Annotated in this window: 13 protein-coding genes; 3 read left to right on the top strand and 10 right to left on the bottom strand. The window is 38.6% G+C overall.

Annotated elements, in window-relative coordinates; all coding sequences use genetic code 11:
* Window positions 1–70: 70 nt before the first annotated feature.
* Window positions 71–994 (top strand): DUF5655 domain-containing protein, encoded by a 924-nt coding sequence (locus tag G343_RS0105750; protein WP_020007169.1) that lies wholly within the window; start codon window positions 71–73, stop codon window positions 992–994.
* Between the two features lie 136 nt (window positions 995–1130).
* Here G343_RS0105750 and G343_RS0105745 read toward each other — a convergent pair whose 3' ends face one another.
* Both G343_RS0105745 and G343_RS0105740 read right to left on the bottom strand, forming a co-directional pair.
* On the bottom strand, window positions 1131–1877 hold the full coding sequence (locus tag G343_RS0105745; protein ID WP_020007168.1) for an HIRAN domain-containing protein: 747 nt from the start codon (window positions 1875–1877) through the stop codon (window positions 1131–1133).
* The gene (locus G343_RS0105740) at window positions 1870–2736 is read right to left on the bottom strand and encodes a HipA domain-containing protein (protein ID WP_020007167.1); all 867 of its coding nucleotides are present in this window, start codon (window positions 2734–2736) and stop codon (window positions 1870–1872) included. Before G343_RS0105740 ends, G343_RS0105745 begins: the two co-directional genes overlap by 8 nt.
* 386 nt (window positions 2737–3122) lie before the next feature.
* On the opposite strand from G343_RS0105740, the gene G343_RS0105735 reads away from it, so the two are divergent.
* On the top strand, window positions 3123–3878 hold the full coding sequence (locus G343_RS0105735) for a M48 family metallopeptidase (protein WP_020007166.1): 756 nt from the start codon (window positions 3123–3125) through the stop codon (window positions 3876–3878).
* A 25-nt stretch (window positions 3879–3903) separates the two neighbouring features.
* Here the strand turns inward: G343_RS0105735 and G343_RS0105730 are convergent, their stop codons facing one another.
* From G343_RS0105730 to rlmH, 4 genes are read right to left on the bottom strand one after another with little or no spacing between them, the layout of a single operon-like run.
* On the bottom strand, window positions 3904–6852 hold the full coding sequence (locus tag G343_RS0105730; protein ID WP_020007165.1) for a type I restriction endonuclease subunit R: 2949 nt from the start codon (window positions 6850–6852) through the stop codon (window positions 3904–3906).
* On the bottom strand, window positions 6849–8093 hold the full coding sequence (locus tag G343_RS14345) for a restriction endonuclease subunit S (protein ID WP_020007164.1): 1245 nt from the start codon (window positions 8091–8093) through the stop codon (window positions 6849–6851). The genes G343_RS0105730 and G343_RS14345 overlap by 4 nt, the downstream gene beginning before the upstream one ends.
* Complete coding sequence (locus tag G343_RS0105720; protein ID WP_020007163.1) at window positions 8086–9570, bottom strand: type I restriction-modification system subunit M; 1485 nt, start codon at window positions 9568–9570, stop codon at window positions 8086–8088. Before G343_RS0105720 ends, G343_RS14345 begins: the two co-directional genes overlap by 8 nt.
* Window positions 9571–9621: 51 nt before the next feature.
* Window positions 9622–10101 carry a 23S rRNA (pseudouridine(1915)-N(3))-methyltransferase RlmH gene (gene rlmH, locus G343_RS0105715; RefSeq protein ID WP_020007162.1) on the bottom strand — a complete coding sequence of 160 codons (480 nt, stop codon included), beginning with the start codon at window positions 10099–10101 and terminating at the stop codon, window positions 9622–9624.
* A gap of 277 nt (window positions 10102–10378) precedes the next feature.
* On the opposite strand from rlmH, the gene G343_RS0105710 reads away from it, so the two are divergent.
* Window positions 10379–11032 carry a DUF1281 family ferredoxin-like fold protein gene (locus G343_RS0105710; protein WP_020007161.1) on the top strand — a complete coding sequence of 218 codons (654 nt, stop codon included), beginning with the start codon at window positions 10379–10381 and terminating at the stop codon, window positions 11030–11032.
* Between the two features lie 132 nt (window positions 11033–11164).
* Here the strand turns inward: G343_RS0105710 and G343_RS0105705 are convergent, their stop codons facing one another.
* The 4 genes from G343_RS0105705 to walK are packed head-to-tail and all read right to left on the bottom strand — an operon-like array spanning window position 11165 to window position 15885.
* The gene (locus G343_RS0105705) at window positions 11165–11953 is read right to left on the bottom strand and encodes an MBL fold metallo-hydrolase (RefSeq protein WP_020007160.1); all 789 of its coding nucleotides are present in this window, start codon (window positions 11951–11953) and stop codon (window positions 11165–11167) included.
* A gap of 5 nt (window positions 11954–11958) precedes the next feature.
* On the bottom strand, window positions 11959–12738 hold the full coding sequence (gene yycI, locus G343_RS0105700) for a two-component system regulatory protein YycI (RefSeq protein ID WP_020007159.1): 780 nt from the start codon (window positions 12736–12738) through the stop codon (window positions 11959–11961).
* Entirely contained in the window at window positions 12738–14051 is a 1314-nt protein-coding gene (locus G343_RS0105695) for a YycH family regulatory protein (RefSeq protein WP_020007158.1), read from the bottom strand. The genes yycI and G343_RS0105695 overlap by 1 nt, the downstream gene beginning before the upstream one ends.
* Window positions 14044–15885 (bottom strand): cell wall metabolism sensor histidine kinase WalK, encoded by a 1842-nt coding sequence (walK, locus tag G343_RS0105690; RefSeq protein ID WP_020007157.1) that lies wholly within the window; start codon window positions 15883–15885, stop codon window positions 14044–14046. The genes G343_RS0105695 and walK overlap by 8 nt, the downstream gene beginning before the upstream one ends.
* Window positions 15886–15899 lie beyond the last annotated feature (14 nt).

Below are 15899 nucleotides of genomic sequence, written 5' to 3'. Positions count from 1 at the left end.
TTTTTTGTATCAAAGGTGGGTAGTTTCATTATAAAATCCACCATTCTAAACGAAATGGCAGGGGATATATTTGGGAGATATAAAATTATTTTCTTTAAACAATAATGAGGTAACTGAATTAGTAGGCAAATCAATGACTATAGAAAAAACATTGCAAATAATGATTGAGAATAATTTAGATACCTTTCTGGGTATCAAATTCTTAGGAAGTGAATATCCGACAGGGCCAAAGCATGGAGGTAGAATTGATACATTAGGTATAGACGAGAATAATTCCCCCGTGATAATAGAATATAAAAGGGCAACAAATGAGAATGTAATCAATCAAGGTTTATTTTACCTTGAATGGTTATTAGACCATAAAGCTGAATTCAAAATGCTGGTAATGGAGAAATACGGCAAAGCAATCGCGAATGAAATGGATTGGACCAATCCTAGGTTAGTTTGTATAGCAGGCGGTTTTACGAAATATGATGAACATGCTGTGCAGTTAATTGATAGAAATATTGAGTTATATAGATATAAGCATTATGAAGATAATTATTTATTACTAGACTTAGTAAATACGACGACAGCTCAAAACAATCAAGCTACAGCGCCTGTTTCATCAATAAATATGATTAGAACTGCCAACTATCAAAATACTTTTGAAGATAACCTTACTCTAATAGATGAAAATTTAAGTAACATTTTTGAAAGTCTACATGACTATATAATGGCTTTAAGTGACGAAATTCAATTCAAAAAATTAAAATTCTATGGAGCGTTTAAGAGAATTAAAAATTTTGTATGTGTAGAAGCATTTCCCAGAAAACAAGCAATAATTATCTATGTGAAAGGTGATAGTTCAAAAATTGAATTTGAAAAAGGCTTCAGCAGAGATGTTACCAATATTGGACATTATGGAACAGGTAACGTTGCACTCACTTTAAGAAGCGAAGAAGACCTAGAAAAAGCAAAACCATTCATTAATGAGAGCTTCGAAAATAATTAAGAAGGGAAAAAGCCATTCTTAATTATTTTAATCCTTCTAAATTTAAAGATGACAAACCTCTTGTATAAATCATTTTCTACTAAAACTGAAAATAAAAAAGCAACTCTCCCGAGCTGCTTATGAATTAATTTATCTTTTATACTCTGGATTCCATATCCATAATTTCAAAGTCATCTGAAAATTCATTTAAAAATGATAGAGGTATAGAAGCTTTAATATTTACGTATAAAGCCAATTGAGGCAGAGTGTCTCTATTTACATGACTCACATTTAATTTTAATCGAGTACAATCCATCATCTCAGTTAAAATCTTAGAATATACAGCAGGAATATAACCAAGTACATGATTGTTTTTAGTTAAAATTTTAATTGCTGTAGAATCATGCACCATCGGATCTTTGATCAGATTTAATTCAGGATTTTCTTCAAAATACTTTTCAGGATTAGCTATATCTGAAAAATCATAATGTCTAATACCCTCTATGAAAAATTGAGTATCTAACTTATTCCCTTCTACTGTGAGGGGTGTTATAAACTCGTAATTATCAACACCTGTCTTACCTTTCGTAATCCTCAAGATTTCCATATCTGAAGCATTTTCATCTAAACCAAACATCTTCAAAAGCTTTACATAATCAGGTCTGCTTTTACTGGGGAGTCTTTTAGTAAACGTTGGAAACATTACGCTGTTTCTATATTTTTTGTCTAAGTCTTTAAAAGGGAATAAATATGAATACCCATTTTTTTGAGCATCTCTTAGACCTCTAAATTTATATTTATTACTGTATTCAAAGAAATAGTGATCCTTTTGTTTAGTTAAAGTCCCTATATGATATTTCTTTCTAGTATCTTCATTTTGCCAAATTAACCAGAGCTTATTCATGACACTCACACTCCTTTTGCCAATCCAGAATCATTTCCTTTCTGGATAATAGCAATTTTGTTACAAACTCTTTTTGCGTATGCTGCATTATGTCCTTTGGAACGTCTGATAGTGTTTGAAAAATATGTTCTTCAGACAATGTATTAATTTTGTTACAACTTTCTATCACTTCGTCCCTGAAGTTTATATGTAAATATAAAAATAATAATTTTGATTTAGGTCTTTCTTTACAGTTTACGCCTATAATAGATTTAGACTTGTTATTGAATGAACTTAATTTCTTTTCTCCAGAGTTATATCTTTCCATATTACTGCTTTCTAAATTAAAACCTAACGAAGAACCATTATCATAAATTGGAGCAAATTTGATAGTATGATCTTCAGCATTTCTAATAATGGCCCAATTTTCGCTATGTCGATCCTGATTAGCGATTAGAATATCAAAAATAAATTGATCTACTAAGTCTTGAAGTATAAAGGGTAAGTACCCTTCCGCTTCCAGGGCCTCAAAAATATTCTCAATAAAATAATCTTTAAGTGAAAAAGGATCGAAACCTTCAATAAAGGCTGATAATATTTCAGCACCTTCAATTGATTCTTCATCTTTTCTTACGAAGTTCTTTAGTATTACACCTTGGCTTTCACCATTTTCAGCAAAACAAACTTCCATAGTATTAAAACCGATTTTCTTTCCTATTTCAGCGGTAATTTTTTCAGTCCAAATTTCATTAGAATTATATTTTGGCTCTTTAAATAAATATGTCTGGTTACTATTCTTTACCCAGGTTTTCTTTCTAGTACCTGACACCATTTTTTCGTAGCTAAAATTCCAGTTAGATAGGTCTACTATAGTAAACATTATTGCCCCTAATCGAATTGATATTCTATTAATATTAACATATTTTGAAACCAAATGATAATTATAGAATTTTTTAGTAAAATTTCAACATTTGACTCAGTTAAATTTTTGTGAGTAACTGCATATTTTTCCGTGATACTACCATAAGACGGTGTGTTACTGTTTTTTTGACTATTAACCTTTTTGTTTTCGTTGCAGTATCGTAGAAGCGACTTTCCAAATAGCTAATTTCAATGGATCCAAAAAAATTATTAGATATTCATGCTCCTTCCTTTCTTCTTAATCCCGTGTTACCTCCTTTATGAGTCTCTCTTTTTCACTTCATAATACTATTATATATTTTTGCTATAATATTATAAGAGTAAGATATTGAAAGTAGGTACATCATGCCAATCATAAAATATGGAACCACAGAAATATATTACACATTATATAAAGAAAAACGCAATGACCTCAAAATCACAGTAAACCTAATCAATGGTGTCGAAGTCCATGCACCGGCGGACAAAGATGAAGTCACGCTGAGTCAGCTACTACACAAAAAAGCTGCATGGATTCTACAAAAAATTGAAGATTTAAATGAAGTGAAAGCATCGGTTCAACCGATTGAATTTGTCAGTGGTGAGAAATTGCCATATTTGGGCAGGAACTATCGATTAAAAGTGTATAACAAAAAAGTAAAATCAACTTCGATACAGTTTCAACAAGGCCGATTTATTGCTGAAGTGCCGGAAGAATGGCCACAGGACAAAATACAATTTCAGCTGGAACGAGCAATGATTGCTTGGTACAAAAAACATGGGACAAACAAAGTGGTAGAACGTTCTAAAATGTATCAGGATATTATGAATGTTAGACCCAAATCAATCAAACTTAAATCACAACTGAAACGGTGGGGGACATGTACAGAAAACGGCGATATCTATTTAAACTGGCAGCTTGCGATGGCGCCGGTTAGGGTCATTGATTATGTCATTGTTCACGAGCTTGCTCATCTGATTGAATTGGAACACAATGATAGATTCTGGCGGATTGTTCGCAATACTCTGCCGCATTATAAAGCATCCAAAGACTGGTTACGGGTCCATGGTATGGCACTGCACAGCCTGCAAAACAGACAATCAAATGACAGTAAAAAATAAAGATATAACCATCACAGTTATATCTTTATTTGATATTATAATGAATTTCACCCAGCTGAATGAGCTCTGAAGTCAGTGATTCTACTTGGTTATTCGGAATCGTGCTGGCTCTCAAATGTTTTTTTAATTTTTTTCGCATCTGTCGTTTCACTTCTTCTTTTTCTGTCCAGTCAATCACTGCATTGTCTTCAATAATCTCAGTAATAATTTCAGTTAAATCTTTAATTTTCTCCTCTTCAACGCCTTCTGGCGCACGTTCTTCCAACAGTTGATAAAACGGGATGTGTTTTGTATCTTTCAAACCATAAGACTGCTTCTCTTTATCCAGGTTTGTCAATTCTTCCCGCAGCTCCTGATAACTTTCGAATAAGTCTTCGAATGCCAGCTGTCTTTCTTTACGCTGCTCAATGAGTAGTTCCAGCCGTTCTCTTAAAGAGGTATATTTGACCGGATTTTCATCAAACTTGATTCGGATCTCATGTTTAATCGCATGTTCCATTTCAGCGGCTTTTGCTTCCGGTTCCTTGATTGCATCTAATTTTTCATCAAATTGAGTGGATAGAATGCTGACGGGTTCAAATAATATTTTAGGCGAGGTCGCATATACATATTCCTCAATCAATTCCCGCACCTTGCCGCCAGTATCTGAAATATCCATGGTCCCGTCATCGATGTAGTAACGGGATTTCGCATGTTTCCTCACTTTACCCAGCCACTTTAAATCATCGATAAAGGGTTGTGCCTGCGGACTCGGCATGATCATATCCATGCTTTCCGAGAACTTCTTGAATGCGGTATCAAAAGCATTACGCTGATCTTCAGGCTCAAGGACGCTGATGTGACCTTCCAGATCATTACGGGAGAGGCCATCAAAGAACTGCATCACCCGACGGTGCCTGGATTGTAATCTTGGAATTTCCTCATTTACATGGAACATCGCACCTTTGACATCATCATCATGGAATATTCCCAGTGCATTTTCCAGAAACCTAGAGACACCGTAGTAGTCTACGATTAGACCATACTTCTTATGATCATATTTCCGGTTCGTTCTTGCGATGGCTTGCAGGAGGTTATGTTCTTTTAATGGCTTATCCAAGTACATGACCTGTTCAATCGGCGCATCGAAACCGGTGATTAATTTATCACACACAATGATAAAAGCGAGTGGATCTTCATCTAATGGCTTCTTAAATCGCTCGATCACTTCTTTTTCTTCAGCGACGGACAAGGCATATTGCCGCATTTCCGGTGAATCATTGTGTTTACCGGAAATAACCACTGCAGATTCATAGTCACTGAGCTCATCCAAAAATCTTTTATATGTGACTGCTGCTTCGCGGGATACCGTTACCACCTGCGCTTTAAATCCATTCGGTTCAATATGTTGCTCGTAATGTTCAATCATATCCAGAACGATGGATCGAATGCGTTTCGGTGTTTCCGTCAATGCTTGTTCAGTCACATACTTTTGTTTAATACGTTCTTTATCTTCATCTGAATATTCCCTGAAGAAGCGCTCAAATAGGGTGTCAATCGTCTCCCCCTGGACATGTAAATCAACGAGGCGTGCTTCATAGAAGATCGGTACGGTCGCACCATCTTCCACCGCCTTTTCGATGGAATATTTATCGATATAACTGCCAAAAGTCCGGAGGGTGCTCTTGTCTTCCTTATCAATGGGTGTCCCCGTAAACCCAATGTATGTCGCATTCGGCAAACCGGTCCGCATATTCAAAGCCAAAGAGCTGTACTGGGTACGGTGAGACTCATCGACCAATACAATCACATTCTCTGCATCCGTCAACAATGGATACTCTTCATCCTCATCTGTCTGAAACTTCTGGACCAGTGTCATCACGGTAGTGCCTGGCCCTTGTTGTAGAAGGGATTTCAACTCTTCGACAGACTCCGCCTGTTGAAGATTTGGAAATCCACTGCCTCTAAATGTTGCTGTAATCTGTCGGTCTAAGTCTTGTCGGTCTGTAACGACCACAATGGTTGGATTTTTTAATGCTTCCATTCGACGTAACTTCATCGATAAAAAGACCATCGCCAATGATTTACCAGAGCCTTGTGTTGCCCATACAACGCCTCCCCTTGATTGCGGATGCTTACCAGTGAGAATACGCTCAACAGCCTTGTTCACCGCACGATACTGCTGATAACGTGCCATCTTCTTAACAACGCGACCATCTTCCGGCTCATAGACAATAAAGTTTTGGATGATATCAAACAGTCGTTCTCTATCCAATATTCCCGCTGTGAGTATGTCCTGGGCTGAGGCATTTTCGCTAACATCTTCATCAGATAGGGGATAGGGTTCCTTCCATGTACTGTAGTGCCTGGCCTGTGCACCAATCGTACCGACCTTGGCTCGATCCTTACTGGTCGAGATTAAAAATTGGTTGTAGTGAAATAATTTTTCGTTATCATCCTGGTAACGTCGTAATTGCCGGACCCCTTCCCCCAGCTGCATATCCGGGGGTAAATCCGGGCTTTTACATTCAATCACCACCAAAGGCAGTCCATTGACATAAATCATAATGTCCGGATAAATTGTGCCAGTGGAGTGGGTCACTCCCAGTTGATTTGTGACCACGAAGTCATTGTTATCAATATTATCGAAATCAATCAAAGTCACTGTCTGATTTTTTCGACCGCCCCCGAGATCTTGTTGAATCGATAATTTGTTAACCAGCAATTCATGAAAATGCTGATTGGCTTCCATCAAGCTGCCTGCATCCATATGCGTGATGTTCCGAACGACTTTATTTAAATTATTATCATTGACCCATGGATTCAGGTGTTTGATCGCCTCGGTTAAGCGATACTTGAGTACGACTTCAGTGTTGGACGTGCGCTCCTGATTCAGTTCCATGCCTTGAACGTAAGTGTAGCCAAGCTCTTGAAGTTGGTTAAGCATTCGATTTTCTACTAACGTTTCTTCATTAAAAGCTTGTGCTTTGTTCATAGTGGAACCTCCTCATTGTTATCGACTTGAACCCGTTGCTTTCCCGTTAACAGTTGTTGCATGAGACCGTTTTTAAGGGATCGGAGTTGCGAAAGTTTTTGTTCTTCTGCAATAATTTTGTTGTCTACGGAGGTTAAGATATCTACGATTTTTTGTTGTTCCTTTTTTGTTGGTAGACCTATAAATAGCTCTTCAATAAACACAATTTTAGGAACTCTCTGGCGACCTGTTGTACCAATCATTCTTTTGATAGCGTAATCTCTTATTCTATGGGATCTAACTAAATAATACACATATTGAGGAATTATTTGATCCTTTTTCGGAGAAAACACAATAAATTCTGTAGATCCCATACCAAATTGACTTGTCATCTCTTCTACAAAAGCTATTTTCCCATTCTCAGTGCATGGAGTAATTCTTGCAAATAGTGTGTCTCCTATTGAAAATCTTGAGCCACCACTAATTCCAACAACTCGTTCACTAAAATACGAAATCTCTTTCCTATTTTCTTGGACGGCTGCCATTTCAACGAATGGAACATTTTCACCTTTCTTCAATCGATAAGTAGGGTTAACATTTATACACTCAGAAAATTGCTTTACCTCCCATTCCTCAGGAATATATCCAATCTCTGTTTGCTTAAATTTCGTATGGTCAATACCTTTGGTGAGAAGCTTTTGTATCAGTCCTTTTTTTACTTTCTCTGTTTGAGTTAAAATAACTTCTGTTTTATCTATCATCTCATCCACAGTAGAAAGGATGTTTGCGATTTTTTGCTGTTCTTGGATTTGTTTAGGTATATTTATATTATAAGATCTTAACTCGCTTTTACTTATTTCTTTGAAAGTACTTCCTGCTCCCAATTGTTCAAAATGTTTTGCATGAAAAAGTAATTGATAATATAGGAACTCAGAATCAATTTTATATTTTTTACTAATAAAATTAGTAAAACCCTGATTTGTTGCAGTTGGTATTTTATTAATTACACATTTACCAATAGATGCACGACTAGTCATTAATACATTATTTTCAGGAATTAATTTTGCTGAACTTCTATTAAGACCCTCTTCAGTTATAGTGTCTTCAGTATTATATAAATATTTATTATTATTTTTTGTTATATCAGTTGGAGTCGCCCATTTGACTTCTCCATTCCAATACTCTACTTTTTGTCTACTTGGTGTACCTCCTCCAGATATTTCAGCTACATCTTCGAGTTTTAGACTGATCCACTCATTCATGATACCCAAGCACCTTTAAATACCCATACATCTTTTCTTCTATTTGATCTCTATCCTGCTCTAATTTTTTCAAGTCCTTTAATGTAGCTTGTACATCGATTTCCTCTTCCTCTTCTGTAGTATCTATGTATCTTGCTATATTTAAGTTGTATTCATTCTCTTTAATTTCCTCAATATCAACGACTCGACAATATTTTTCTACATCTTCCCAACTATCATAAGCTGATACTATTTTTTCAATGTCTTTGTCTCGAAGTAAGTTCTGATTTTTATCTTCTTGAAAATCCTTAGAACCATCCAATATAAAAACTTTTTCTCTTTGTTTATCTTCTTTATTTCGGTTCAAAATCAAGATACTCGCCGGAATTCCAGTGCCGTAGAATAGGGAAGAGGGTAAACCAATAATTGCTTCTACTAAATCTTCTTTTAAAAGACCTTCACGTATCTTGCCTTCAGCTCCCCCACGGAAGAGCACTCCATGAGGCATTACCACACCGGCTTTACCTTCATGATTAAGCGTTGCGACCATATGTTGTACAAAAGCAAAATCTCCAGCATTTTTGGGTGGAATCCCAAATCTAAAACGACCATATTCATTGGCTTCTGCTTCTTCTCTTCCCCAGTTTTTAAGTGAGAAAGGCGGGTTGGCGATAACCCTGTCGTACAATAGTAATTCTTTATCTTCACCTAATAGCTTCGGTTCGCGTATCGTATCTCCACGTTCAATCTGATGGTCACTCAGACCATGCAGGAGTAAGTTCATCTTACATATAGCCCATGTATTGAGATTTCTCTCTTGCCCATGTAGAGTTAAATTTCGAGGATTACCACCCTGTGATTTGATATAGTCTACCGACTGAATTAACATACCACCTGATCCAACAGTTGGGTCAGATACTCGCATGCCTTCTTCTGGCTTAATTAAGTTAACAATCAACTCCACTACTTTAGAGGGAGTATAGAATTCGCCACCTTTTTTGCCAGCATCATCTGCGAACTGTTTAATTAGATACTCATATGCACGGCCAAGCATATCTGGTTCTGACAAATTTTCATTGCTAAGGTCAATCTTAGAAAAGTGTTGAATAAGTTGCAGCAATAATTTATCCGGCAGCTTATCTTTGTCATTGAAATCGATACTTGCGAATACACCCACTAAAGAAGGATTTTCTTCCTCCAGAGCCTCGAAAGCTTTGTTTAGCATATTACCTATGTCGTGAGTTTGAATTTGTATTTCTGTCCAACGTGCTCTTTCAGGTATGAAGAATTGATGCTCGTCACGATCATACCAACCGTAATCGTCGCCTTCTTTGCGTTCGATTTGCTTAGCCGTCTCTATGAACACATCGCTTAAACGCTTTAAAAATAATAAGCCAAATATGTAATTTTTATAGTCAGAGGAATCGATTGAACCTCTTAGTATATTTGCTGACTCCCATAAATGAGCTTCCAATTGTTGTAATGTTAATTTAGACATAAAGTCACTCTCCGAATTTTCTTTTATATGATAAATATAACAAAAACCTCATCAACGATGATACGTTTCATTCTTTAATATCTTATTCACCCTGAATATCTGTTCCAGCAGCATGACTTTCATCAGCTGATGGGGGTAGGTGAGGGCTCCGAAGCTGATTTCCTGGTCGGATCTTTGTTTTAGGCTGTCACCGATGCCGTTGCTGCCGCCGATAATGAATACGATGTCACTTTTTCCTGTATTCATCCATTTTTGGTATTCTTCAGCGAGTCCCTCACTGGTATATTTTTTGCCTTCAATTTCAAGTGTGATGACATGCTGGGTGTCTTTGATTTTGGATATGATTTTCTGTGCTTCTTTTTCTTTAATAATCTCGATATCCTTATCACTGGCGTTGTTTGGTTCTTTTTCATCGGGAATTTCTATCATTTCGAGTTTTGCATACCCGCTTATTCTTTTACTGTACTCTTCTACTGCCTCTTTCCAGTATTTCTCTTTCAATTTTCCGACTGTGATTACTGTTACCTTCATATTTGATCATCCTTTTGCTTAGTGTGCTACAAGTTTAACATTTCTATCAAAGGGGAACTTTTATGCCAGGCGCGGCGTCAGGATAATCTGGAAATCAGCTTTGCAACTGCAGGGGCAACTGTTGAAGAGCTAATGGATAAAGATTGGACGGAACGTGTCTTTGAAGATGAGCAGGAGGGACTGCTGATCTTATCTTAATTGCTTGACTGTTTTGAATTTTTAATGAATAATTAATATATATTCACTATTTTATCATTTTTAACAAAGGGGTGTTTTTATGGCAAATCTGGCATTCAGCATTCTGAGGTTTAGTAACCAGGAAGATTTTGAGCGAATGGCTGAACAAGCTGTTAATGATAAAAAGCAATTTGATTTAAATACGATCGCTTCGATACCTGAGGCTTTATTCATTGATCATTCCACTGATCCTGAATCTGCTATCGGTTCGTATTACAATACTCTGGATAAGGAAGAGCAGAAAACACTGTTTGAAAATTTGAAAGACTACCGTAATATTGATATAAACACTGTGATTGCAGAAGCGGACGCACAAGAGAAGGAACAGATTCTTGTAGCTGAGGAACGCATTGATCTCGGGCAGAAATACTATGAAAATATGATAGAGCATGGCTATACGGATGCGGAAGATTGGTCTGTGACCAATTGGGGCACAAAATGGTATGTCAAAGATACCATTATTGATGCAGATAACCTTACAATCGGCTTTACGACAGCGTGGGTGCCTGTGGAACATTTGATGTCACAGCTGTTTGAACAGACGGAGATTCCATTCACGTACCAATACGCTAATGACGATTGGACGCTTTATGGTGAGACTGCGTTCAGCCCGCAGGGCAGAAGCCAGAGTGAAGTAGATGAGGCCTGGGTTCAGCGCATTTTCGGTCATAAAAAAACGAGGGAAGATATATAATAGCAAAAGACACAAAACCTATCCCAGATTTTGTGTCTTTTGTGTATAATTGTTGATTTTCCACAATTTTTCCTAAACTATCCACATAAAGTAAGGTTATCCACAAGTTTTTATCCACAACCTGTGGATATTTTATATCGTATATATCTGGGTCGGCGCCTCTTTATCAGTATCGCACAGCATGATCTGATCTTCCGTATCGATATCATATCGATTTAAAACCTGTTCTACACTCATTTTGGCAAGTTCTTTGATATTGTTATCCAGACTGAGATGGGAGAGGTAGATACGCTTTGTGCGTTCGGTGATTACATCTCTCATTGCGTGTGCGGCATCTTCATTGGACACATGCCCAACATCCGATAATATCCTCTGTTTTGTCGGCCATGGGTACCTGCCCATCCTCAGCATATCCACGTCATGATTACTTTCAAAGATGAAACAGTCACTATCCTTGATGATGCCTTTCATATAGTCGGAGACGTAACCTGTATCGGTAATCACCGATAATTTACTGTTATCTTTTGCAAACGTATAAAACTGTGGATCTGCCGCGTCATGGGATACGTTGTACGAATGTATATCAATACCAATGATTTCCTTTTCTTCCGATGGATTGAAATGGAACTTCTGCTCCGGATGGATATCTATGCCTTTTTTATCAAGCTGCTGCCATGTCTCCGCATTCGCAAATATTGGAATGGCGTATCTTTTGGCGATGACTTTCAAGCCTTTTATATGATCGGTATGTTCATGTGTAATAAGGATTGCACTGATATTACTTAAAGATGTGTTCAGTTTATTGAGTGATGCTTCTATTCTTTTACATGAAAGTCCGACATCTATGAGCAGGCTGCCTGTTTCTGACTCAATATAGGTGCTGTTCCCGGTGGAACCGCTGGCTAACACGCTCATCTTCATTACTTTCACTCACTTTCGATTATATCTTCTGTTTCACTGATTGCATCTATATAGATGGTTTTTTCTACGTCATTCTCTGTAATGATAAATTCCCATTTCGGTCTGAGCATGATCTGCTCACCGTCATTCAGGATGACATAATATCCGAGCCTGGCGTTTTCTACGACCGCATCTTCAGAAATACGGTCACGCTGATACAAATCTGCCACACAATTCATCGGGTCCCTTACAGCTGTCGGATCCGAGTAAGAATTCTCCCTCAAATTTGAAATATATCCCTGCTGATAGGCGCTGACCTCGTTGCCTTCGCCACTGAAGGATATATGTGCCGCTTCATTGCTGAAAATCGGATAGTTCTCAAAATATTGAGTGAAGAGTATGCGATTATCACTGCTCATTACATCATCATACTGATATTCATCGCCCCTGTAAAGATTCTCATCTTTAAAATTGCTGAGCATTGAGGCATCCATAGAGAGTTCTGAATCTGATCCTTCGAGATTCTCAGAAAGGATTGCCCCTTTTTCAGTGGACTCAACATCCTCTGCCTCTACCTCTTCCAGATTGGTAAAATCTGCGGCTTCGCCGGTCAGAATATTCATTTCCACCGGTTCAAAATTTGACGGGACATTCGATACATCTATATTGGTCTGTTCCAGTGTATTCGGTGTACTTTCTATCTCTCTGACACCTTCCTGCTGCTTATTGTAGAGCATCAGCACCAAGGCGATGTTCATGAGGAGAAAAACCAGTATATAGAGAGATTTTGTCAGTTTCCAATCCATTACTGCAAACCTCCTTCATCGAACTGCATCCATTGCCCATCATATTTTACATACCATTCCGGGGTGAACTGCAAGAGATTCAGTTCTGTCTGGCTTTCTGCAAAACTCAGATCATAACCAATTGTAATTTTGGATACATTCTGAAGATCCAGTTCTTCATTCAGAGCAATCTGATAGCGTACATTTTCCAGTGTGGGGAGCTCTTTCGTACTGTCTCCCGGTACATGGGCATCCACATGAATTTGCGGACGCTCATATTCGAACACAGCATTGTCACCATACTGAATTGATACGGTGCTCATGATTTCATTACTAAATACCACATGGCCGTTCAATGTAGATCTGTATATTGATTCATTACTATCTTCCATATAATCAAACAGCATATGTTCCGGTGTGAGACCGGTATGTGAATTTAAAAAACTGAAGGTATCCTGTATCGTCTGATGCGGATTACGACCGCTGGACATCGACTCATCCAGGTTATTATATGAATAGTTATAAGTACTGCTGTCGTATGTGGCAACATTACTTTCACTTTCATAAACATATACCTCTTCATCCTGTGAAGTGGAAATCTCTTCATCCATGAATAGAATATCATTCATTGCATCGACACTGTATTGTGACGACAGGAAATTCTGTATATCCATTTCTCCAGGGTCACTCGGCCCGTATATTGCCGTCTTATTATTGGAGGTGCTCTGATTTGTGATCAGACCTGTATAACTTTCAAAGGAATCCTCATAGTCTTCTAAAATTGACAATAGATATGAACTGCCGATATCCGTATTGGCGACTGCAACACGATCAAGTGATTCATTCAGAAGGTAGAATGTGACATTATCCGCTGCAAGATCTACGACGATACGGTCAAAACTATAGTCGGGAAGGGTGCCTTCATATTCAAAACCAAGGACCTGGAATAATGACTTGTTTGGCATTTCAGAAGGGTAGTCAACAATCAGAAATTCCTCGAGACCATCTTCACGCACTGCAGGATCCAGGCGATTCATATTATTATACACATTAATATCTTGTATCTCAGTTCCTTCAAGGAACTCTCTGACTCCGACCACCGCTTCTTCCTCGATTGTACCTCTGGCATCATTACCATCCACCCAGACTGTCTGATAGGCACGCATCACATTGGTAAATGGCACCGTCTCACTCTGGCCGATATTCGGAGAGGGTTCAATCGAGGTATCCATCTGGGAAAATTCGGGCTGATAGCTCCACACTAAATAAGTAAGGATGGCACTGCTGATGACCAGCATGATCAGGACGATGGATTTGATTGTTTCACTAAACATCCCACTCATCCCCCTCAAATGTTTCACAAGGCAGATTAATGAAAACAGTGGTGCCATGGCCTTCTACACTATTTGCCCATATTTTGCCATCATGGGCTTCAATGATTTCTTTTGAAATCGCAAGACCAAGACCTGTACCACCCATCTTGCGCGCGCGCCCTTTATCCACACGATAGAAGCGCTCGAAGACGCGGTCCACTTTGCTCGCAGGAATGCCCATACCATTATCCTTTATCTGTACAGTCATACGATTATACAGCCGATTCTGCTTAATATGGAATTCCACACGTTTGTCCTCGACATTCGAATACTTGATTGCGTTGGATATGACATTATCAAGTACCTGGCCGACTTTATCCACTGCAATTTCTGTAAATATCGGTGTATCGGGGATATTCCTGACAAAATCCACTTCCCCTTTATGCGTCATTTCAAAGCGATCAATGATGCGGTTGAGGAACATGTTGAAGTCGACGATTTCCCGGCTCAATTCCTCTGCCTCATTATCCATCCTGGAAAGCTGCAGTAAATCTTCCACCAGACGGATCATACGGTCTGTTTCTTCACGGGTCACTCCGAGAAATTTCGGCGCGAGTGTGTCATCTTCCCATGCCCCTTCCTGCAGGGCTTCTATATAGCTGCGCATGGATGTCAGCGGTGTGCGGAGTTCATGGGACACATTCGCCACGAACTCTCTGCGTTCATTATCAATACGTTCCTGTTCTGTGACATCATGCAGCACGGCGATGTAACCGTTGATAAATCCTGTGTCTTTCACGATGGTTGAGAAGTTTGTTCTGATTGTGATTTCTTCATCGTCTTTATCAAAGAATAACAACTGAGACTCATTCATCTCCTGAATATCTTCGAGTATCATGTCTTCGTCCAGTCTGAGCAGTTCAAGCATATTCTCTCCGTATATATTTTCACCGTACATATTAATCATATCCATAGCCATGTCATTCACGATGCGAACGCGTCCTTTTCGGTCTGTGGCAATGATACCGTCAGACATATGGGTAATGACAGAATCCAGGCGTTTCTTCTCACTCTCAGTATTCGCCTGGGCCTCCTGTACACGTTTGGACAGCATGTTAAATGAGCCGGCAAGCTCACCGATCTCATCACTTGAGTATATCTTGACCCTTGATGTATAGTCTCCTTCAGACATGAGCAGTGCCTGATTCCTCATATCCGTAATCGGTCTTGTAATGGTACGGGCGATGAATATTCCTAAAATAATTGTTATGATGAGCGAGATTACAGTGGCGATGATGAATGTGTTGTTGATCGCATCAAGCTGCTGATATACGGTTTCAATATTGGAAGACACATAAACCGCGCCCAGAACCTGCCCTTCCTGTACCACAGGCTGGTTCAGGAGCCATACCCGCTGATTGTCCTGATTGACGTTCACATAGATTTCATCATTGCGTGTACCGGTGGAAATGGCTTCCTCAGTAAGCGGTGCTTCAATTCTCGACCCAATATTCGACTCATTGGAAATCCGGCTGGTTGCAATCAGAATATTATCCGAATTGACAAAGCGTATCTCTTCAATCTCCGGGCGGTTTCCGTACTCGGAAAGCAGACTCTGAACCTCATCGTTCAGTGCGTTCTGATCATCACCATATTCGTTATACAGTTCATTGATACGCGTATCAATCAGTTCCACCTGTGTTTCTATATTATCCTGAAAATTGCCTGTCAGTTCCTGTTCAAGCGTATTGGTAAAATAAAGACCAATAATCTGCATACCAATAACGATGAGCAGAACATATATGATCACAAGTTTGATATGGAGAGATTGAAGGTTTCTGAAAAACTGCTTCATTTACAAGTTAACTC

Source organism: Salinicoccus albus DSM 19776, assembly GCF_000385175.1.
GTDB classification, from domain to species: domain Bacteria; phylum Bacillota; class Bacilli; order Staphylococcales; family Salinicoccaceae; genus Salinicoccus; species Salinicoccus albus.
Note: the sequence above shows the minus strand (reverse complement) of the source record. Positions and strands in the feature narration are given on the sequence as shown.